Genomic DNA, 18,551 nt, shown 5'->3' with positions numbered 1-18,551 from the left:
ATGGTGCTCCGTTTCTTCCTATCGTCCGCCGACCGAGTTAGCTGACGGGTTCGGGCTGGGAAGAGCAGCCCTACCCACCGGCCACCGTGGGTGGCTCAGCGGGATTCACCCCAGTAGATATCGGGTTCCCGGTACGAACACTCTCGCGAGTGATCGATTAGGCGGTGACTTGCGACGCCACTCCGGTTTGGACTGGCGAGACTCCGCAAGGTCTCAGGAAGGTTACGAAATGGCATACCCCTGTGTCGACCCCAACGCGCCGACGCAACCGAATTCGACCCGAATTTCGCTAACCAGCGCGCTGATCCCCCGGTGCGTCACGAGTCGGTAACGACGGAACTTCGGCGGTCACGTCCGCGTTCGTCACGAGCTTGAGCGTAGGGACGAGACCGACATCCGCGAGCACCCCCATCGCACCCAGTTCCTCCTGCTCGAGCGTTATCGGCGAGGGTGGTCCGACCCACCGTCCGTCCGACCTCGATGGCATTCCCGGCGGCCCCAGAAGCACCGTCACGACGCAGTCCGCGCAGGCGATGTCACGGACCAGGCAGTCACTGCAGTCGACGATCATTGTGATCCTTGTCTCTTTGCTGTTTCAGGCGGCCGAATCAGCCGATCGAGCGAAAGGTAGCGCGCGCCACCGACAGGTTTCGTGACACTTCACGGTCCGGGCGCGACGACACGGTCACCGACGACGCCGCCATGCGCGTTCTTGTCGGAGGTTGGACCTACCGTCGTCCCGGTGAGCCTGCCCATCCAGCTGACGTTCGACGAACTGGACACCCCACTGCACGAGACCACGTTCGTCGTCGTCGACCTCGAAACCACCGGCGGCAGCGCAGACACGGAGGCCATCACCGAGATCGGTGCGGTCAAGGTTCGCGGAGGCGAAATTCTCGGCGAATTCGCCACCCTCGTCGATCCGGGCAGGTCCATTCCCCCGTACATCGTCGAACTCACCGGAATCACGTCGGCGATGCTGATCGGCGCGCCTCGGATAGAACGAGTGCTACCCGGTTTCCTCGAGTTCGCCCGCGGCTCGGTGCTGGTGGCCCACAACGCGGGCTTCGACACCGGTTTCCTCAAGGCCGCCGCCAGTCGTCTCGACATAGCGTGGCCCCGGTTCCAGGTGTTGTGCACCGTCAAGCTGGCTCGTCGGGTACTCACTCGCGACGAGGCCCCCTCGGTCAAACTCTCCGCGCTGTCCACACTGTTCCGATCCGGCACCCGGCCGACTCACCGGGCACTCGACGACGCCCGTGCAACGGTCGACGTTCTGCACGGCCTCATCGAACGAGTGGGCAATCAGGGCGTTCACAGTTATGCCGAGTTGGTCGACTACCTTCCGGCGGTGTCGGCCGGCCAGCGCGCCAAACGCGGGCTGGCCGCTCACCTGCCCGGCACGCCCGGCGTCTATCTCTTCCGCGGCCCGTCCGATGAGGTCTTGTACGTCGGCACCTCTAACAACCTCAAGCGCCGAGTACGCAACTATTTCACCGGGTCCGAGACCAGGGGCCGGATGAAAGAGATGGTCTCCCTGGCCACGCGTGTCGACCACGTCGAGTGCGCGCACGCACTCGAAGCCGGTGTCAGAGAGCTGCGCCTGCTCTCGGCGCACATCCCGCCGTACAACCGTCGCTCGAAGTTTCCCAAGAAGGGCTGGTGGATCACCCTCACCGACGAGGCGTTCCCACGACTGTCGATAGTCCGGACGCCGACGCCCAACAGTCTCGGACCGTTCTCGGTTCGCGGTGACGCCGCAGAGGCTTCGGCGCTCGTGGCGGAGTTCTGCCGTCTGCGCACGTGCACCCGCCGGCTGGCTCGTTCGGTTCGGCACGGTGACGACTGCCCGGCAACCGACGTCGGCGGCTGCCCAGCTGCGCTCTCCGGGCCGATGACGGCCGACGAGTACTCCGGCGCACCGGCGCAGTTTCTTGCGCTCGTGTGTGGCCAGGACGACGCGATCCTCTATTCCATGCGCCGGCGAGTCGCCGAACTTGCGGACAGGGAGCTCTACGAGACTGCCGCGCGCCTGCGCGACCGGATCGCGATCACCGTGGAGGCGCTACGCCGGATGCATCGGTCGGCGGCCGTGGCCGCCATCGCGGAACTCGTGGCCGCGCGGCGGACCGCGGACGGAGGATGGGAGTTGATCGTGGTGCGATTCGGCCGTCTGGCCGGTGCTGCGGTCGCTCCCCGCGGAGTGCACCCGATGCCCGTCGTCGATGCCATCACCGCGTCCGCCGAGACAGTGATGCCCGATCCGACGCCGCTTCGGGGTGCGCCGCCGGAAGAGGTCGGCCTCATCGCATCCTGGCTACGCACCGATGGGGTTCGCATCGTGCGCACCAGCAGCGGTTACTGCAGCCCGGCTCGCGCTGCGGGTTCGTGGGAGGACTGGTGCCGAACGGCGAGAGAAGCCGCGCGGCAGGAGTGGAGCCCGCGGAACGACCGGTAGTGCAGGAGTGGAGCCCGCGGAACGACCGGTAGTGCAGAAGTGGAGCCCGCGGAGAGACCGGTGGAACTAGGGTTGGGTGGGAGCTCGTCGTACATCGGGCTCGAGATGCATGAGGAGCAGAGATGATCAATGCCATCGTCTTGATCGACGCCGAGGCCGATTTGATTCCGGAGGCGGCGCAGGCCGTTGCCGATGTCGATGGTGTGACGGAGGTCTATTCGTGCGCTGGGGATGTCGATCTGATCGCCATCGTCAAAGTGCGCGACCATGCCTCGATCGCCGACGTCGTCACCAAACACATCAATCGTGTGCGTGGCGTTCGGAGCACCACGACTCACATTGCGTTCCAGTCGTATTCGAGCGCCGACGTCGATGCAGGGTTCTCGATCGGCGAGTAGGGCGCAGGTCGTCAGTCGGCCAATGCAGTGGTGCAGCGAGCCCAGTCGGCGAGTAGCCGAGACGCGGAACCGTTGTCGACAACCGTTGCAGCAGTTGCCAATCCGGCTTCGATGCGCTCGTGTAGGTTCCCGGAGACGCCCTGATGCGCGGCAATGGCCGCGGCGGCGTTGAGCAGCACGGCATCACGGATCGGTCCGTGTTCGCCGGCGAACACGCGATGCGCCACTGCGGCATTGAACTCCGCATCGCCGCCTCTGAGGGCCTCGATGGGTGCCCGGTCGATTCCGTAGTCGAGTGGATCGATCGTCTCGATGGTCACCGAGCCGCCGGACACCACGTGCACCGTTGTCGTGGTGGAAAGGGTGATCTCGTCCAGTCCGTCGTCGCCGCGCACGACGAGCACCGAGCTGCCACGGCCGGCGAACACGTCGGCCATGACGGGAGCCAAACTTTCGAAGGCGCAGCCGATCAGACCTGCGCGCGGGCGGCCCGGATTGGTGAGAGGCCCCAGGACGTTGAAGACCGTCGGGATGCCTATCTCCTTGCGCGGTGCCGCGGCGAAGCGCAGCGCGGGGTGGTGCATCGGCGCGAAGCAGAACCCGATTCCCACCTGCTCGACGCTCGCCGCGACCGCGTCGGCTCCCAGAGTCACCCGGACGCCCAGCGCTTCGAGTACGTCGGTCGTGCCGCTCTTGGACGACGCCGCGCGGTTGCCGTGCTTGACCACCCGGATGCCACTGGCCGCTACGACGATGGCGGCCATGGTGGAGATATTGACGGTGTCGGCTCCGTCACCACCGGTTCCGACGACGTCGACGGCGTCGGTATCGGTGTCCACCAACACCGCGTGCGAAAGCATGGATTCGGCGAGACCGCTCACCTCCGCCGGAGTCGGCCCCTTCATCCTGAGGGCCACTCCGAACGCTGCGATCTGTGCCGCCGTCGCGTTGTCGGCCATGATCTCGTCCATCGCCCAGCCGGTGTCTGCGCTGGAAAGGTCGGTACGAGTCGTCAACGCGCCGAGAATTCGACGCCAGGTTCGTGGCTGCTCGTCTGCGGTCGGTGCGTTCATGGCTGGTTCCGTTCGTCGATCCGTGGCCGCGGCCTTGGTGCGGTGGAAGCTTAGCCAGACGCTTGGTCGGCCTGTGCCGGCTGCAGAGCATCCCACCCGAGCACAGCGCCACCCCGGCGTTGGGCGAGGCCCGCCATCCGAGATCGCTCCTGCGAACAATGCAGCGCGTCGAGCACCTGCACGCGCTGCAGAACCAGTGGAACGCCGTCGTCCACGTGCGGGCGGTATCCCTCACTGTCCGAGAATTCGGCCGCGGGCCCCACTTCGTAATCGTCCTGGGCCGCGACCGCGGCCGCATCCTCTACTTCGTGTGCAGGCAGCAGCAGATGATGCCGAAGCAACACATCCGACGCCTCCGTCCATACCGGCGAAGTTCGGGCTGCGTCGTCGAGCACAGCCGAACACGCCTGTGCGTCGTCGAAGCAACTCGCCACTATCACCAGATCCTCGCGCGTGGGGTCCAGACGTTCTGCGGTCGACCGTGAGAACAGCCGCCGAAACCACCCACCTTCGGTGCTCTTTGCCATGAGGCCAGCCTTGCACGACTGGACCCTACCGGCCCGTACAGCCCTCCTGACCAGCGTGGGAACAAGGACGCTCCTGGATTCGTTGTGTTGCGACGCGCCCAGAGCGGACCCGGATATGCCTTCCGTACTACGACGGGTCATACTTCTTTCTGTGACGAGCGCTGTAGGGACTCAAGGATCGGCAATCACCCAACGCGTGCACTCGCTGAACCGTCCCAATATGGTCAGCGTCGGCACGATCGTGTGGCTGTCGAGTGAACTCATGTTCTTCGCCGGGCTGTTTGCGATGTACTTCGTCGCGCGAGCCCAGGCGAACGGAAATTGGCCGCCGGAACCGACCGAGTTGAACCTCACTCTGGCCGTACCGGTGACGGCCGTGCTGATCGCGTCGTCGTTCACGTGCCAGCTGGGCGTGTTCGCCGCTGAGCGCGGAGACGTCTTCGGCCTTCGACGGTGGTACATCATCACGCTGGCCATGGGCGCGTTCTTCGTGTCCGGCCAGGCGTACGAGTACTACCACCTGGTGCACGAGGGCACGACGTTGTCGAGCAGCGTGTACGGATCGGTCTTCTACATCACGACCGGCTTCCACGGACTGCACGTGATCGGCGGACTCATCGCGTTCGTCTTCCTGATCACCAGAACTCTGGTCAGCAAGTTCACTCCCGCGCAGGCCACCGCCGCCATCGTCGTCTCGTATTACTGGCACTTCGTCGACATCGTCTGGATTGCCCTCTTCGCGACTATCTACTTCATCCGCTAGTGACAGTCAGCACGCCAAAGATAACGAACGAACGGATTCAGCCCCCGACGTTCGGTCCGTCCCGACACGACAAGGGATAGAAGATGAGTACATCTCCCCCAGCAGCATCCGTCGACAAGGCCGCCGCCAAAACGCGACGGCAGCGTAAGACGCGCCGACGCATCACAGGTGCTCTCGTTCTGATGATGGGCCTTCTGAGCGCGGGTTTCCTCGCTTCGGCCCTCACACCGACTCCGCAGGTCGCTACCGCCGACACCGACTCGGCTGCGCTCATTCGCGAAGGTAAGCAGCTCTACGACACGTCGTGCGTGACGTGCCACGGTGCCAACCTGCAGGGCGTTCAGGATCGCGGACCGAGCCTCATCGGCGTCGGCGAAGCGGCTGTCTACTTCCAGGTGTCCAGTGGCCGTATGCCTGCCGCGCGTAACGAGGCGCAGGCACTCCGCAAGCCGCCGAAGTTCGACGACAAGCAGATCGACGCCCTCGGTGCCTACATTCAGGCCAACGGCGGCGGACCCACGGTCATCCTCGACGACAACGGCGAGGTTGCCCAGGAATCTCTGCGCGGCGACGACATCGCACGTGGCAGTGAGCTGTTCCGGTTGAACTGTGCGTCCTGCCACAACTTCACCGGCCAGGGCGGTGCCCTGTCCTCAGGCAAGTTCGCGCCCGACCTCGGTCCTGCGAACGAGCAGGAGATCTACACCGCGATGGTCACCGGTCCCCAGAACATGCCCAAGTTCTCCGACCGTCAGCTGACGATCGAGGAGAAGTCGGACATCATCGCGTACGTCAAGTCAGCTCAAGAAACCAAGGCCGCGGGCGGTTGGGGTCTCGCGGGCTTCGGTCCCGGTACCGAGATGGTTGCACTCTGGGTTGTCGGAATCGCCGCAGTCGTCGGCGCAACACTGTGGATCGGAGCTAGGTCATGAGCGACGGCGATTCCGGCCGCAAGGACGCGGCAAACACCAGTGGTGTGGATGCCGACAAGAAGTACACCGACGAGGAACTGGCTTCACTGAGCCGCGACCAGCTGGTCGAGCTCGGTACCAACCTCGATGGCGTCGACGTCGCTTTCCGCAGAAACCGCTGGGCCGTCGAGGGCACCCGGGCGGAGAAGCGCGCCGAGCGCAGTGTGGCGATCTGGTTCGCCATCGCCGGTCTCTCGGCTGTCGCGTTCATCGGTGTCTACCTGTTCTGGCCCTGGCAGTACGCCGGAATCGGCGACGAGAACTACCACCTCTACTCGCTGTACACGCCGTTGATCGGCGGCACGATGGGTCTGGCAATCCTCGCCGTCGGCGTCGGTGCGGTGCAGTTCACCAAGAAGTTCATTCCCGAAGAGGTCTCCATTCAGGATCGCCACGACGGAAGTTCGTCGGAGACGGACCGCAAGACGTTGGTGGCCGAACTGGGCGACTCTCTCGACACGTCGACCATCGGTCGCCGCAAGGTGATCAAGCGTTCCCTGTTCTTCGGCGGTGGCGCACTCGGCATCATGGCACTGCTCCCGCTCGGCGGCCTGATCAAGAACCCTTGGGCCAAGGGCGAAGATTCTCCGTTGTGGGTATCCGGCTGGACTCCTCGCTACGATGGAGAGACCATCTACCTCCGACGAGACACCGGGCGACCGGAAGATGTCGTTCTCGTTCGGCCCGAGGACTTGGACGCTGGTGCCATGGAGACTGTCTTCCCGTTCCGCGAATCGGACCGCGAGAGCGAGCACGAACTCCTCGTGTCTCTGCGCGGAATTCGCAACGCCGTCATGCTCATCCGCCTGCGTCCCGACGATGCCAGCACGGTCGTCAAGCGCAAGGGCCAGGAAAGCTACAACTACGGCGACTACTACGCCTACTCCAAGATCTGCACGCACTTGGGTTGCCCGACATCGTTGTTCGAGCAGCAGACAAACCGCATTCTCTGCCCTTGCCATCAGTCGCAGTTCAACGCGCTCGAGTACGCCAAGCCGATCTTCGGACCGGCCGCGCGCGCGCTGCCCCAGCTTCCCATCACAGTCAACGAGGAGGGATACCTAGTGGCACAAGCCGATTTCCACGAAGCACTGGGTCCCGCCTTCTGGGAACGTCGACCGGAGCGTGATTCATGAGTCCTTCACTGCAAACTCTCGCAGCCAAGCAGGCCGACGACGTAGACAGTCGTTACCACTTGGCACCGGGACTGCGCCGTCAGATCAACAAGGTGTTCCCCACCCACTGGTCGTTCCTGCTCGGTGAGATCGCGCTCTACAGCTTCGTGATCCTGCTGATCTCCGGCGTCTTCCTCACCCTGTTCTTCGATCCGTCGCTCAGCGAGGTCGTGTACCAGGGCGCGTACACCCCGCTCAACGGTGTGACGATGTCTCGTGCGTACGCCACTGCCCTCGACATCTCGTTCGAGGTCCGCGGTGGTCTGTTCATGCGCCAGATCCACCACTGGGCTGCACTGATGTTCGCCGCGTCGATCATCGTGCACATGGCCCGCATCTTCTTCACGGGTGCGTTCCGTCGCCCCCGCGAGGCCAACTGGGTCATCGGCTGCCTGCTTCTGATCCTGGCGATGTTCGAGGGCTTCTTCGGATACTCCCTCCCCGACGACCTGCTCTCGGGCACCGGACTTCGCGCCGCCTTCTCCGGCATCACGATGAGTATCCCGATCGTCGGAACGTGGATGCACTGGCTGATCTTCGACGGCGACTTCCCGGGCACCATCATCATTCCTCGCCTGTACGTGGCTCACGTCCTGCTGCTGCCGGCAATCATCCTGGCGTTGATCGCAGCTCACCTCGCCCTGGTCTGGTATCAGAAGCACACGCAGTTCCCCGGACCGGGACGTACCGAGAAGAACGTCGTCGGCGTTCGTATTCTCCCGGTCTTCGCGGTCAAGTCCGGCGCATTCTTCGCCGTGACGTTCGGTGTCCTCGCAGCAATGGGTGGTCTGCTTCAGGTCAACCCGATCTGGAATCTGGGTCCGTACAACCCGTCGCAGGTCTCGGCAGGTTCGCAGCCCGACTTCTACATGATGTGGACCGACGGCCTGGCTCGACTCTGGCCCGCATGGGACATCTACATCGCCGGTCGCTACACCATCCCGGCCGTGTTCTGGGTGGCAGTGATCATGGGTCTGGTATTCACGGTCATGATCGCCTACCCGTGGATCGAGAAGCGCCTCACCGGCGACACTGCACACCACAACCTGCTGCAGCGTCCCCGCGATGTGCCGGTCCGTACGGCCATCGGCGCGATGTCCATCGCGTTCTACGTCGTCCTGACGCTCTCCTGCGTCAACGACCTGATCGCGTACAAGTTCGACATCTCGCTCAACGCCATGACCTGGATCGGTCGAATCGGCGTACTAATTCTGCCTCCGATCGCCTACTTCGTTGCCTACCGGTTCTGCATCGGTCTGCAGCGCAGCGACCGGGCGGTACTCGAGCACGGAATCGAAACCGGAATCATCAAGCGCCTCCCGCACGGCCAGTACGTGGAAATCCACCAGCCGCTGGGACCGGTCGACGATCACGGACATCCGGTTCCTCTCGACTACCAGGGCGCACCGGTACCCAAGAAGATGAACAAGCTCGGCTCGGCCGGTAAGCCCGGCTCCGGATCGTTGTTCACCCCGGACCCAGTTGCTCAGAGCAAGGCACTCGAAGATGCAATGCACAAGGGCGAACACGAGCAGCTCGCGATGCTTCGCAACTACCAGGCGGGAATTCTCGGCAACGGCTCGAACGGCCACTCGAACGGCCACTCGAACGGCAACGGCCATTCCAACGGCAACGGCCACTCGAACGGCAACGGCAACGGCCACGCGAATGGCAACGGGCACGAAGACGCGGCGATCACGTCGGGTCGTCAGGACAGCGACAGCGATCACTGATATCTGACACAGCACGATAGAAGGGCGGCACCGGCAACGGTGCCGCCCTTCTTTGCGTCCACTGCACTTGGACAAGACGAAGCGTCCACACACGACGGACAGGGACCTTCGTGCCTCTCCCCTCCCCCGGCCTCCGGCGTCCCCACACGCCGAGCTCGAACAGTCGGCGGACCGTCTCAGTGCGAGTGCACCACTGGGTCGCAACAGATCGGCCTCACCGGTATTACTATCGGCACATGGTCCGAATCCCCCTCACCCCCGGCGAACTCGCTCGCGGTGCCAGGCTCGGCGCAACACTGCGTCGTTACCGAGGCAGCCGCACCATGACCGATGTCGCCGACGCTGCCGGCATCTCGGTCGAGACGCTCAGAAAGATCGAGACCGGACGCATACCGACTCCAGCATTCTTCACCGTCGCGGCCCTGTGCGAGGCGCTGAGCATCTCGTTGGACGCCTTGGCGGACTCGACCTCGGACTCGATAGCGAGACACTCCGAGGCCGACGCCTCCTGACGTCGCGGACGCCCACTCCTGGTCGCCCCCCACCCCTCGTCGCGCACCTTATTTGGGCCGTCATCGCTACACGTGCCGTCGCGGAGGCTCTTGAACTCACACGGGTACAAAAAAGGGCCCCGATCGTTCTCGCGAACGATCGGGGCCCTTTTCTGACGAAGGCAATCAGTGGCGCTCGGCTCCGACGTGGTACTCGAACACCAAACCAGCGGCCGCTGCGATGACGCAGACGACGCCCACAGCGATGAGCCACGGCTGGAAGAAAGCGAATCCGAGAGCCGTGATGGACGCAGCGCCGGCGAGCACGATCGGCCAGAAGCTGCCGGGGCTGAAGAAGCCCAGATCGCCTGCGCCGTCGCTGACCTCGGCATCGTCGAAGTCTTCGGGGCGGGTGTCGAGGCGTCGGGCGACGAACCGGAAGTACGTACCGACGATCAACGTCAGACCTACCGACAGGAAGATCGCGGTGACGCCGGCCCATTCCACTCCGGTGCGGCTCAGGCCCGTGAACAACGCGTACACGATGCCGACCAGGAGGAAGAAGACAGTGAGGATCTCGAAGATCTTGGCTTCGATTTTCATATCAGCATGCTTCCTTGGTCAGTTGCCTTCGGCGACAGTGGCGGTACGGACGGTGCGATCGGTCTCGAACGGCGAGGTACTGGTTGCGAGTGGGCTCTCACCGATGGCGTCGAGCGCCTGCGCGTTGGTGAGCGCTTCGCCGCCCTCGGACACCGGCTTGCGCAGCTCGATGTACTGCTCGAACTTGTCCGGTGACACCGCGCGAACCTCGAAGTTCATCATCGAGTGGAAGGTGCCACACATTTCGGTGCACCGACCGACGAACGATCCTTCGCGTTCGATCTCGCTGATCTGGAACACGTTGTCGGAGTGGTTCTCCTCGGGGTTGGGAAGAACGTCGCGCTTGAACAGGAACTCCGGCACCCAGAAGCCGTGGATGACGTCCGAGGACGCGAGCACGAACTCGATGCGCTTACCGGTCGGGAGAACCAGTACCGGGATCTCGTCGCTGGATCCGACCGTTTCGATCTTGTTGTAGTGCAGGTAGGACAGGTCCTGCGGGATCGCTCCATGGATCGCTCCTGGAACGAACTCGCCGTCCTCGCTTCCCTCGGCACCTTCGCCGGGAGTAGCGGCGGCTTCCGCCGCGGCCTGCTGCTCTTCGTCGGTGCCCTCGTACTTGGCGGCACCGTCCTTGAGGTCGATAGTCCGGTAGCCGAACTTCCAGTTCCACTGGTACGCAGTGACGTCGACCTGCACGTCGGGGTCGGCCTGCTTCTCGTCGACGTAGTTCTGCACCACGACGGTGAAGTAGAACAGGACGGCAATGATCACGAACGGCACGGCCGTGTAGAACAGCTCCAGCGGAACGTTGTACGCCGTCTGGCGGGGGAACTCCGGTGAGCTCTTCTTCTTACGGTGGAAGAGCACCACCCAGAAGATCAGGACCCACACGACGATGCCCATGACCAAGGCGGCAATGACCGACCAGGTCCACAGGTCGCCGATGCGTCGCCCCTGAGGAGTGACGCCAGAGGCGAAACCGAAATTGAGTACGTTGTCGCTGCTGATGGAACAGCCCGACAGCATCAACGCGGCTACACCGAGAAATGCTGTCAGCCCCGCTCGCCGAAGGATCCGACTATGCGCCACGTTCACGCCTTCCTGATTGCCCACCACTGAAGAATAAGGGCTTCCACATGGAGATGCCCGAGTACTACGCAGCGTAGACCAAAGCCGACGGATAGCCATCCTTGGGTCGTTACCTACGCTCGTGCGTGTCTGCGGCATACTCGGTTCCTGATCTGCCGTCCCGCTGACGCCACTCGCGGAGACTCGGACCGCTGCATTGTCCCCAACTGCGAGAAGAGGTAGCAGACGCTGTGTGTGGACTGCTCGGAGTACTCACGTCTCACGGAACGACCGCCGCCGGAGTCGAGCTGGTGAGCTCGGCAACCCACTGCATGCGACACCGGGGCCCGGACGAGCCCGGCGGCACCTGGCACGACGACGACGTCGTCTACGGCTTCAACCGGTTGTCGTTCATCGACATCGAACACTCGCATCAGCCGATGCGATGGGGTCCGCCCGAGTCCCCGAACCGGTACGCGCTCGTCTTCAACGGCGAAATCTACAACTACCTCGAGTTGCGCGCGGAGTTGGCGCGCGATCATGGAGCGGAGTTCGCCACACAGGGCGACAGCGAATCAATTGTCGCCGCATTCCACTACTGGGGTCCTGCCGCAGTGCAGCGACTGCGGGGCATGTTCGCGTTCGCGGTCTGGGACACCGAGACCCGCCACATGTTCATCGCACGCGATCCCTTCGGCATCAAGCCGTTGTTCCTGGCCACCGGCCCGGGAGGCACCGCATTCGGCAGCGAGAAGAAGAGCGTGCTCGAGTTGATGGACCTGGTCGGGGTCGACGACGATCTCGATCAGCGCGCCATCGAGCACTACACCGTGCTGCAGTACGTCCCCGAGCCCGAGACCCTCCACGCGGGGATCCGTCGGCTCGAATCCGGCTGCTACGCCACCCTCTCCCCCGGTACCGCGCCGAAGGTCACCCGATACTTCACGCCGAAGTTTCCGGTCCGACCTTTCGCGCCCGGCAGCGAGAAGGCTCGTTACCAGGAGATCGCCGAGGCGCTCGAAGATTCGGTCGCCAAGCACATGCGCGCCGATGTGACAGTCGGGTCCTTCCTGTCGGGCGGTATCGATTCGACGGCCATCGCGGCGCTGGCAATCCGCCACAATCCTGATCTGATCACCTTCACCACCGGTTTCGAGCGTGATGGGTACTCCGAGGTCGACGTCGCCGCGGAGTCGGCGGCTGCTATCGGTGCTCGCCACATCGTCAAGGTCGTCGGGCCGGAGGAGTTCGCAGCATCCATCCCCGAGATCGTCTGGTACCTGGACGACCCGGTGGCGGATCCGGCCCTCGTACCGCTGTACTTCGTCGCCAAGGAGGCGCGCAAGCACGTGAAGGTCGTGCTCTCCGGCGAGGGCGCGGACGAGTTGTTCGGCGGGTACACCATCTATCGCGAGCCGCTGTCACTGAAGCCGTTCGAGTCTCTTCCGGCATTCCTCAGACGCGCTGCGGGGTCGTTGAGCGAGCGGATTCCGGAAGGTACCCGCGGAAAAAGCCTGCTGAACCGCGGATCGATGACTCTCGAAGAGCGGTACTACGGAAACGCTCGTAGCTTCAACGACGCACAACTGCGGTCCGTACTGCGCGAATTCCGACCGGAATGGACCCACCAGGACGTCACTGCGCCGATCTATGCGCAGTCGCAGGGCTGGGATCCGGTGGCTCGCATGCAGCACCTGGACCTGTTCACCTGGCTTCGCGGCGACATTCTGGTCAAGGCCGACAAGATCACCATGGCGAACTCGCTCGAGCTGCGAGTCCCGTTCCTGGACTCCGAGGTCTACAAGGTCGCCGAGAAGCTCCCGCTCGAGCAGAAGATCACCAAGAACACCACGAAGTACGCTCTGCGCCAGGCGCTCGAGGGAATCGTTCCCGGTCACGTACTGCATCGCGCCAAGCTGGGATTCCCTGTGCCACTGCGCCATTGGCTGCGCGGCACGGAACTCTTCGACTGGGCGCACCAGCAGATCGCCGATTCGCAGACCGATCACCTGCTGAACAAGCCAGCGATCGTCGCCACGCTCGAGGACCATCGCGCCGGAAAATCCGATCACAGCCGACGTCTGTGGACGCTGCTGATCTTCATGGTGTGGCACGGCATCTTCGTCGAGAAGCGCATCGTGCCGCAGATCGCCGAACCGGAATACCCGGTCAATATCTGACCGGTACACCCGTCTCCCTCTGGGATCAATGTGGATTCCAGTCGCTCAGATTGCAACAAAGCCGCATTGATCCCGCTGAGGGAGGCCGATCTCAGGCCGGCAACAGCGCGCCGATCTCCTCGCCTGCCTCGGTGCCGTAGGCCGCGCTCAGACGCTTGATCGCGTCGTCGCGGTTCAGGCTCCACTCCTGCGTTCCGGTGGTTTCGAGCACCAGAACGGCGACGAGCGAGCCGAGTTGCGCTGCCCGTTCGATGCTTGCGCCCGCCAGATGCGCGGTGAGGAAACCTGCGCGGAAGCCGTCGCCGACGCCGGTCGGGTCGACCTTGCTGGTTTCCGGTACGACACCGATGTGGGTATGCGCACCGTCCTTGGTGACGATGTCCACGCCGCGCTTGCCCAATGTGGTGACACGCAGATCCACCTTCGAGGCGATGTCTTCGTCGGACATGCCGGTCTTCTGCTTGAGCAGAGCCCATTCGTACTCGTTGGTGAACAGGTACGCGGCGCCGTCGATCATCTCCATTGCCTGTGCAGCATCGAGGCGAGCGAGCTGCTGAGACGGGTCGGCCGCGAACGGGATGCCCGCAGCGCGGCACTGGGCGGTGTGCGCTGTCATCGCATCGGGGTCGTTGGCACCGATCAGAACCAGATCCAGGTCGTGCTGGGTCGCCAGCGCTTCGATGGAAATATCGCGAGCCTCACTCATGGCCCCGGGGTAGAACGATGCGATCTGCGCCATGTCCTGGTCCGTGGTGCAGACGAAACGCGCCGTGTGAGCGGTGGCGGAGATGCTCACGCCACTGCAGTCGACGCCGTGTTCTTCGAGCCAGCTGCGGTATTCGGCGAAGTCCGGTCCCACAGCTCCCACGAGCAGCGGCGAGCCGCCGAGGACTCCGAGCGCGTAGGCGATGTTGCCGCCTACTCCTCCTTTGCGGATGACCAGGTCGTCGACCAGAAAGCTCAACGAGATGTTCGAGATCTGGTCGGCGACGATCTGCTCGGCGAACCGTCCGGAGAATCGCATCAGATGGTCGGTCGCTATCGAGCCGGATACCGCGAGAGTCACGAAGGAGAGCCTTTCGAATGGAGGTGCTGGTTTGCTGACAGGCAGACACAACTGTGACCGATACACGCATGCGTGTATCGGTCACAGTCGAAAACGGGTCAGCTCAGTTGAACGAGTCGCCGCACGCGCACGAACCCGTGGCGTTCGGGTTGTCGATCGTGAAGCCCTGCTTCTCGATCGTGTCCACGAAATCGATGGATGCACCCTCCACGTAGGGGGCGCTCATCCGGTCCACTGCGAGGGTGACGCCGTTGAAGTCGACCGCGAGGTCGCCGTCGAGGCTTCGATCGTCGAAGAAGAGCTGGTAACGCAATCCTGCACAACCACCCGGCTGCACCGCGATGCGCAGCGCGAGGTCGTCGCGGCCTTCTTGATCCAGCAACGCCTTGGCCTTGGCCGACGCGGTCTCGGTCATGGTGACCTTGTGCGCCGTGGTTTCGGTTGTTGTGGTCTCGCTTGAAACGGTCATGGGCTCTCCCTATCAGTCGTACAAGACCCGTGAACTACTCAACCGTACTCTCGGTGCCTCTATTCCTCACGCTCGCCGCCTCGGATTCACGGCAGAGTCTGCAACCTCGCCGGCGATACGTGCGGCGAGCAGTTCGAGCTGGTTCGCCGCATCGGACATCGCCAACTCCACCGATCCTGCGAACTCGCTGATCGAATGTGCGGCCTCGATACCGGCCGAGGCCAGGTCGTCCTCGGTCAACGTGACCTGTCCCGCGAGCACGATCGTCTCCACCCCGGTCGCGCCACCGGCGGCCGCGATTCTGGTCACCAGCTTGCCGCGCAGCGATTGTGAATCGAACTTTCCCTCACCGGTCAACACCAGATCGACGGTCTCGAGCAGTTCCTGCTGCCCGGTTCGCTCGGCCACCACCACGGCCCCCGGCTGCTGTGTGCCGCCGAGTGCGAACAGGGCGGCACCGAGGCCGCCCGCGGCTCCTGCACCCGGCCGGTTCGCCACGTCGTGACCCGCTGCGGACAGAACGGCGGCCCAGTCGGTGTTCAGCTCCTCCAGTCTTTCGACCGTATCGGCGTCGGCACCCTTCTGCGGGCCGAACACCCGAGCCGCACCCCACTCGCCCAACAACGGATTCTCCACGTCCGACGCGGCAACGAGGTCGATTCCCGCCAATCGAGCGACCGCAGATCCAAGTCCACCCAACGCGCGAATCAGTGCACGGCCGCCGTCGGTGCAACTGCTGCCGCCGAGCCCGACGAAGATCGTTCGAGCCCCGCTGCCGATCGCTGCATCGATCAGTTGCCCGACGCCGTAACTGCTGGCTTTCAGTGCGGACAGGGGGCTCGGCGGACCGTCGAGCAGATGCAGACCGCACGCCTGCGCTGATTCGATGTATGCCGCGGTGCCGTCGAGCAGCCAGCGTGCCCGAACCGGGGTGCCGAGCGGTCCGTCGACGTCGGCGACCTGCACAGTGCCGATTCGCGAGGCCAGCACCTCGACGAATCCGGGACCGCCGTCGGATTGGGGGGCCAGCTCCAGTTCGTCCTGCTGTCGAACCGACGCCCATCCCTTCGCGATTGCATGGGCCGCGTCCGCGGCGGTCAGGGTGTCTCCGAAGGAATCCGGCGCAATCATCACTCGCATCGTGGAAAGTCTAGGGCCGCACCATGCGAACGGCATCTGCTGATCTGCGAGCTGACCTGGCCGGTGTTCGAGATCGATACGTCATCCCATACTCTGGATGCGTGAAGCTGCTACGCCATGGAAACTCCGACAATTCGGACGAACAGAACTCGAACGAATCCGAGTCGACTGCGTCCGGGAACGAGGCCGCATCTCCGGTGTCCCTCGGCAAGGGCCGGCCGACACCCAAGCGCCGTGACGCCGAGTCCCGTCGGCGTGGTCCGGTCGCTCCGGCTCCCCTGACGAGCAAAGAAGCTCGCGAGCGCCGCAAGGCGAACAAGGGCAGCAAGGAAGACCGCAAGGCCGCGTCCAACGAGCGCCGCGCCGCGGCAGCCGAGCGCCGTGCGCGCATGCTGGCCGGTGACGACAAGTACCTACTCCCCCGCGACAAGGGTCCGGTTCGCGCGTACGTTCGCGACATCGTCGATGCGCGGCGCAATCTCGTCGGGTTGTTCATGCCGCTCGCACTGATCCTGATCTTCGCGCTGTTCCTGCAGCCTGCGGTGCAGCAGTACGTCACTCTCGGCATGTTCGTGATGATGCTGTTCATGGTCGGCGAGGGCATCTACCTCGGCAAGATGATCAACAACAAGATCCGAGTCCGATTCCCCGAGACCACGGACGGCGGCTTCAAGATCGGGTGGTACGCCTTCGTCCGCGCGTCCCAGATTCGCAAGATGCGCGCACCCAAGCCGCGAGTCAGCGCCGGCGCGGCTGTCTGACGTCGGTGGGTGAACCGACTCGAACCCTCGTGCTCGGTGGTGCCCGATCCGGTAAGTCCGCGCACGCCGAGTCGTGTGCCGTCACCGAACCGGTTCGCTACCTCGCTACCGGTAGGCGCGACCACACCGACGAGGATTGGCAGCGTCGCATCGACCTCCATCGGGCGTCGAGACCGCAGCATTGGTCCACCGTCGAGACGGTGACCGCGCTGGCTTCATCGATTTCGGAGCCCTGGGACGGCACTACCTTGGTCGACGACCTCGGAACATGGCTGACGGGGATGCTCGACGACGCTCGGGCGTGGGAGCGACCGCGCGGCACGATCACGCCGGCCGTCGACGATCTCGTCGGGGCGGTTGCGGACTGCACCTCCACCCTTGTGCTGGTCAGTCCCGAGGTAGGCCTGTCCGTGGTTCCCGAATCGCATTCCGGACGCCTCTTCCGAGACGAGCTCGGACTGCTGAACTCTCGACTCGCTGCAGTGTGTGACAGGGTTCTGCTGGTCGTCGCGGGACTCGCGATGACCCTCAAGGAACCACCGGCAGACTTCATCACCGCGAAAGGCGAAGTGTGACAACTCTTTCGGCAGAAGACTCGGCGTCGTCGCCGTTTCGTCCGGTGACCGCTCCGTCCGATTCGGCTCGCTCGGCCGCCGAGGATCGCCAACGTGAACTCACCAAGCCCGCCGGCAGCCTCGGGCGCCTGGAGACGCTCGGTGAATGGATCGCGGCGTGCCAGGACAGCTGCCCGCCACGCTCGCTCGATCGGGTGCGCGTCGTCGTCTTCGCCGGCGATCACGGGATCGCAGCGCATGGAGTCTCTGCGTACCCGCCGGAGGTGACAGCTCAGATGGTCGAGAACATTCGCGGCGGCGGGGCGGCGGTCAATGTGCTCGCTGACATCGCCGGCGCCACGGTGCGGGTAGTCGATATCGCGGTGGACGCCGAGACCGATTTGTCGGTGTCGGCGTTCAAGATACGACGTTCCAGCGGATCGATCGACCGCGAGGATGCACTGAGCGAAGCCGAGGTTCGAGCAGCGCTCGCCGCGGGAGCAGCCATCGCAGACGAGGAGGTCGACGGTGGGGCGGATCTGCTCATCGCGGGCGATCTGGGTATCGGAAACACAACTCCCGCAACAGTATTGACCGCAATCCTCACCGACACCGAACCCGTTGCGGCCGTGGGCCGAGGCACCGGAATCGACGACGCGGGGTGGATCAGGAAGACCGCCGCAATCCGGGATGCCATGCGTCGAGCGCGACCGGTCGCCAAGAACCCGACCGATCTGCTCCGGGTAGCGGGCGGTGCCGACTTCGCGGCGCTGGCCGGGTTTCTCGCACAGGCCGCGCATCGTCGCACCCCGGTGATTCTCGACGGCCTCGTGGTGACCGCGGCCGCGTTGGTGGCAGAGGACGGCGCGGCCGGGGCACGGGACTGGTGGGTTGCCGGGCACCGCTCGGCCGAGCCCGCTCACACACTTGCGTTGCGTCATCTGCGTCTCGAACCGATCGTCGAGCTGGCCATGAGACTGGGTGAAGGGTCCGGTGCCCTCGCGGCACTGCCTCTGGTTCGTGCGGGCGTCGGCACGTTGAACTCGATGGCGACTTTCGCCGACTCCGGTGTCAGCACCGGTGACAGCGAAGTCCACAGCACTACCGAAGACCACTGA

Annotated in this window: 18 protein-coding genes and 1 riboswitch; of the genes, 11 read left to right on the top strand and 7 right to left on the bottom strand. The window is 64.2% G+C overall.

Going from position 1 to position 18,551, the window contains the following annotated elements; genetic code table 11:
- Nucleotides 1-11: 11 nt before the first annotated feature.
- Nucleotides 12-174: riboswitch (cyclic di-AMP (ydaO/yuaA leader) on the bottom strand.
- A 568-nt stretch (nucleotides 175-742) separates the two neighbouring features.
- Together ACQR3T_RS20185 and ACQR3T_RS20180 are read left to right on the top strand one after the other, a co-directional pair.
- Complete coding sequence (locus tag ACQR3T_RS20185; RefSeq protein WP_094610236.1) at nucleotides 743-2,458, top strand: DEDD exonuclease domain-containing protein; 1,716 nt, start codon at nucleotides 743-745, stop codon at nucleotides 2,456-2,458.
- Between the two features lie 122 nt (nucleotides 2,459-2,580).
- Complete coding sequence (locus tag ACQR3T_RS20180; protein WP_037177439.1) at nucleotides 2,581-2,856, top strand: Lrp/AsnC family transcriptional regulator; 276 nt, start codon at nucleotides 2,581-2,583, stop codon at nucleotides 2,854-2,856.
- An 11-nt stretch (nucleotides 2,857-2,867) separates the two neighbouring features.
- Here ACQR3T_RS20180 and trpD read toward each other — a convergent pair whose 3' ends face one another.
- The gene (gene trpD / locus ACQR3T_RS20175) at nucleotides 2,868-3,929 is read right to left on the bottom strand and encodes an anthranilate phosphoribosyltransferase (protein WP_428694627.1); all 1,062 of its coding nucleotides are present in this window, start codon (nucleotides 3,927-3,929) and stop codon (nucleotides 2,868-2,870) included.
- A 50-nt stretch (nucleotides 3,930-3,979) separates the two neighbouring features.
- Nucleotides 3,980-4,456, bottom strand: a complete 477-nt coding sequence (locus ACQR3T_RS20170; RefSeq protein WP_428694626.1) for a hypothetical protein — start codon at nucleotides 4,454-4,456, stop codon at nucleotides 3,980-3,982.
- 151 nt (nucleotides 4,457-4,607) lie between these two features.
- Here ACQR3T_RS20170 and ctaE point away from each other — a divergent pair, with 151 nt between their 5' ends.
- From ctaE to ACQR3T_RS20145, 5 genes are all read left to right on the top strand, one after another.
- Nucleotides 4,608-5,219: an aa3-type cytochrome oxidase subunit III gene (gene ctaE, locus ACQR3T_RS20165; RefSeq protein ID WP_032379071.1), complete on the top strand. Its 612-nt coding sequence runs from the start codon at nucleotides 4,608-4,610 to the stop codon at nucleotides 5,217-5,219.
- 83 nt (nucleotides 5,220-5,302) lie between these two features.
- Nucleotides 5,303-6,151, top strand: coding sequence for a cytochrome bc1 complex diheme cytochrome c subunit (gene qcrC, locus ACQR3T_RS20160; RefSeq protein WP_032379072.1), 849 nt, complete (start codon nucleotides 5,303-5,305; stop codon nucleotides 6,149-6,151).
- Entirely contained in the window at nucleotides 6,148-7,326 is a 1,179-nt protein-coding gene (qcrA, locus tag ACQR3T_RS20155; protein WP_052065861.1) for a cytochrome bc1 complex Rieske iron-sulfur subunit, read from the top strand. The genes qcrC and qcrA overlap by 4 nt, the downstream gene beginning before the upstream one ends.
- The gene (gene qcrB, locus ACQR3T_RS20150) at nucleotides 7,323-9,098 is read left to right on the top strand and encodes a cytochrome bc1 complex cytochrome b subunit (RefSeq protein WP_428694625.1); all 1,776 of its coding nucleotides are present in this window, start codon (nucleotides 7,323-7,325) and stop codon (nucleotides 9,096-9,098) included. Before qcrA ends, qcrB begins: the two co-directional genes overlap by 4 nt.
- Nucleotides 9,099-9,334: 236 nt before the next feature.
- Nucleotides 9,335-9,610: a helix-turn-helix domain-containing protein gene (locus ACQR3T_RS20145; RefSeq protein ID WP_032379074.1), complete on the top strand. Its 276-nt coding sequence runs from the start codon at nucleotides 9,335-9,337 to the stop codon at nucleotides 9,608-9,610.
- Nucleotides 9,611-9,775: 165 nt separating this feature from the next.
- On the opposite strand, the gene ACQR3T_RS20140 is transcribed toward ACQR3T_RS20145, so the two are convergent.
- Both ACQR3T_RS20140 and ctaC read right to left on the bottom strand, forming a co-directional pair.
- Nucleotides 9,776-10,192 (bottom strand): cytochrome c oxidase subunit 4, encoded by a 417-nt coding sequence (locus ACQR3T_RS20140; RefSeq protein ID WP_032379075.1) that lies wholly within the window; start codon nucleotides 10,190-10,192, stop codon nucleotides 9,776-9,778.
- A gap of 18 nt (nucleotides 10,193-10,210) precedes the next feature.
- Complete coding sequence (gene ctaC / locus ACQR3T_RS20135; RefSeq protein ID WP_032379552.1) at nucleotides 10,211-11,290, bottom strand: aa3-type cytochrome oxidase subunit II; 1,080 nt, start codon at nucleotides 11,288-11,290, stop codon at nucleotides 10,211-10,213.
- 224 nt (nucleotides 11,291-11,514) lie between these two features.
- Here ctaC and asnB point away from each other — a divergent pair, with 224 nt between their 5' ends.
- Nucleotides 11,515-13,443 carry an asparagine synthase (glutamine-hydrolyzing) gene (gene asnB, locus ACQR3T_RS20130; RefSeq protein WP_428694624.1) on the top strand — a complete coding sequence of 643 codons (1,929 nt, stop codon included), beginning with the start codon at nucleotides 11,515-11,517 and terminating at the stop codon, nucleotides 13,441-13,443.
- Between the two features lie 91 nt (nucleotides 13,444-13,534).
- Here asnB and ACQR3T_RS20125 read toward each other — a convergent pair whose 3' ends face one another.
- From ACQR3T_RS20125 to ACQR3T_RS20115, 3 genes are all read right to left on the bottom strand, one after another.
- Nucleotides 13,535-14,509, bottom strand: a complete 975-nt coding sequence (locus tag ACQR3T_RS20125; RefSeq protein ID WP_032379077.1) for a carbohydrate kinase family protein — start codon at nucleotides 14,507-14,509, stop codon at nucleotides 13,535-13,537.
- A 103-nt stretch (nucleotides 14,510-14,612) separates the two neighbouring features.
- Nucleotides 14,613-14,978, bottom strand: coding sequence for a HesB/IscA family protein (locus ACQR3T_RS20120; RefSeq protein ID WP_032379078.1), 366 nt, complete (start codon nucleotides 14,976-14,978; stop codon nucleotides 14,613-14,615).
- Nucleotides 14,979-15,044: 66 nt separating this feature from the next.
- The gene (locus tag ACQR3T_RS20115) at nucleotides 15,045-16,118 is read right to left on the bottom strand and encodes a glycerate kinase family protein (RefSeq protein WP_428694623.1); all 1,074 of its coding nucleotides are present in this window, start codon (nucleotides 16,116-16,118) and stop codon (nucleotides 15,045-15,047) included.
- Nucleotides 16,119-16,219: 101 nt separating this feature from the next.
- Between ACQR3T_RS20115 and ACQR3T_RS20110 the strand changes: the two genes are divergently transcribed.
- Genes ACQR3T_RS20110 through cobT form a run of 3 tightly spaced genes read left to right on the top strand, consistent with a single transcriptional unit; the run spans nucleotide 16,220 to nucleotide 18,551 of the window.
- Complete coding sequence (locus ACQR3T_RS20110; RefSeq protein ID WP_428694622.1) at nucleotides 16,220-16,879, top strand: DUF3043 domain-containing protein; 660 nt, start codon at nucleotides 16,220-16,222, stop codon at nucleotides 16,877-16,879.
- Nucleotides 16,880-16,884: 5 nt separating this feature from the next.
- Nucleotides 16,885-17,454, top strand: coding sequence for a bifunctional adenosylcobinamide kinase/adenosylcobinamide-phosphate guanylyltransferase (gene cobU, locus ACQR3T_RS20105; protein ID WP_052077712.1), 570 nt, complete (start codon nucleotides 16,885-16,887; stop codon nucleotides 17,452-17,454).
- Complete coding sequence (cobT, locus tag ACQR3T_RS20100; RefSeq protein ID WP_428694621.1) at nucleotides 17,451-18,551, top strand: nicotinate-nucleotide--dimethylbenzimidazole phosphoribosyltransferase; 1,101 nt, start codon at nucleotides 17,451-17,453, stop codon at nucleotides 18,549-18,551. The genes cobU and cobT overlap by 4 nt, the downstream gene beginning before the upstream one ends.

Source organism: Rhodococcus sp. IEGM1428 (assembly GCF_050321865.1).
Lineage (GTDB): Bacteria > Actinomycetota > Actinomycetes > Mycobacteriales > Mycobacteriaceae > Rhodococcoides.
Note: the sequence above shows the minus strand (reverse complement) of the source record. Positions and strands in the feature narration are given on the sequence as shown.

Bases quoted from the DNA above. Each gene is read 5' to 3' on its own strand.
- ACQR3T_RS20180 (WP_037177439.1), top strand. From the start codon at position 2,581: ATGATCAATGCCATCGTCTTGATCGACGCCGAGGCCGATTTGATTCCG.
- trpD (WP_428694627.1), bottom strand. From the start codon at position 3,929: ATGAACGCACCGACCGCAGACGAGCAGCCACGAACCTGGCGTCGAATT.
- ACQR3T_RS20170 (WP_428694626.1), bottom strand. From the start codon at position 4,456: ATGGCAAAGAGCACCGAAGGTGGGTGGTTTCGGCGGCTGTTCTCACGG.
- qcrC (WP_032379072.1), top strand. From the start codon at position 5,303: ATGAGTACATCTCCCCCAGCAGCATCCGTCGACAAGGCCGCCGCCAAA.
- qcrA (WP_052065861.1), top strand. From the start codon at position 6,148: ATGAGCGACGGCGATTCCGGCCGCAAGGACGCGGCAAACACCAGTGGT.
- qcrB (WP_428694625.1), top strand. From the start codon at position 7,323: ATGAGTCCTTCACTGCAAACTCTCGCAGCCAAGCAGGCCGACGACGTA.
- ACQR3T_RS20145 (WP_032379074.1), top strand. From the start codon at position 9,335: ATGGTCCGAATCCCCCTCACCCCCGGCGAACTCGCTCGCGGTGCCAGG.
- ACQR3T_RS20140 (WP_032379075.1), bottom strand. From the start codon at position 10,192: ATGAAAATCGAAGCCAAGATCTTCGAGATCCTCACTGTCTTCTTCCTC.
- ACQR3T_RS20120 (WP_032379078.1), bottom strand. From the start codon at position 14,978: ATGACCGTTTCAAGCGAGACCACAACAACCGAAACCACGGCGCACAAG.
- ACQR3T_RS20115 (WP_428694623.1), bottom strand. From the start codon at position 16,118: ATGCGAGTGATGATTGCGCCGGATTCCTTCGGAGACACCCTGACCGCC.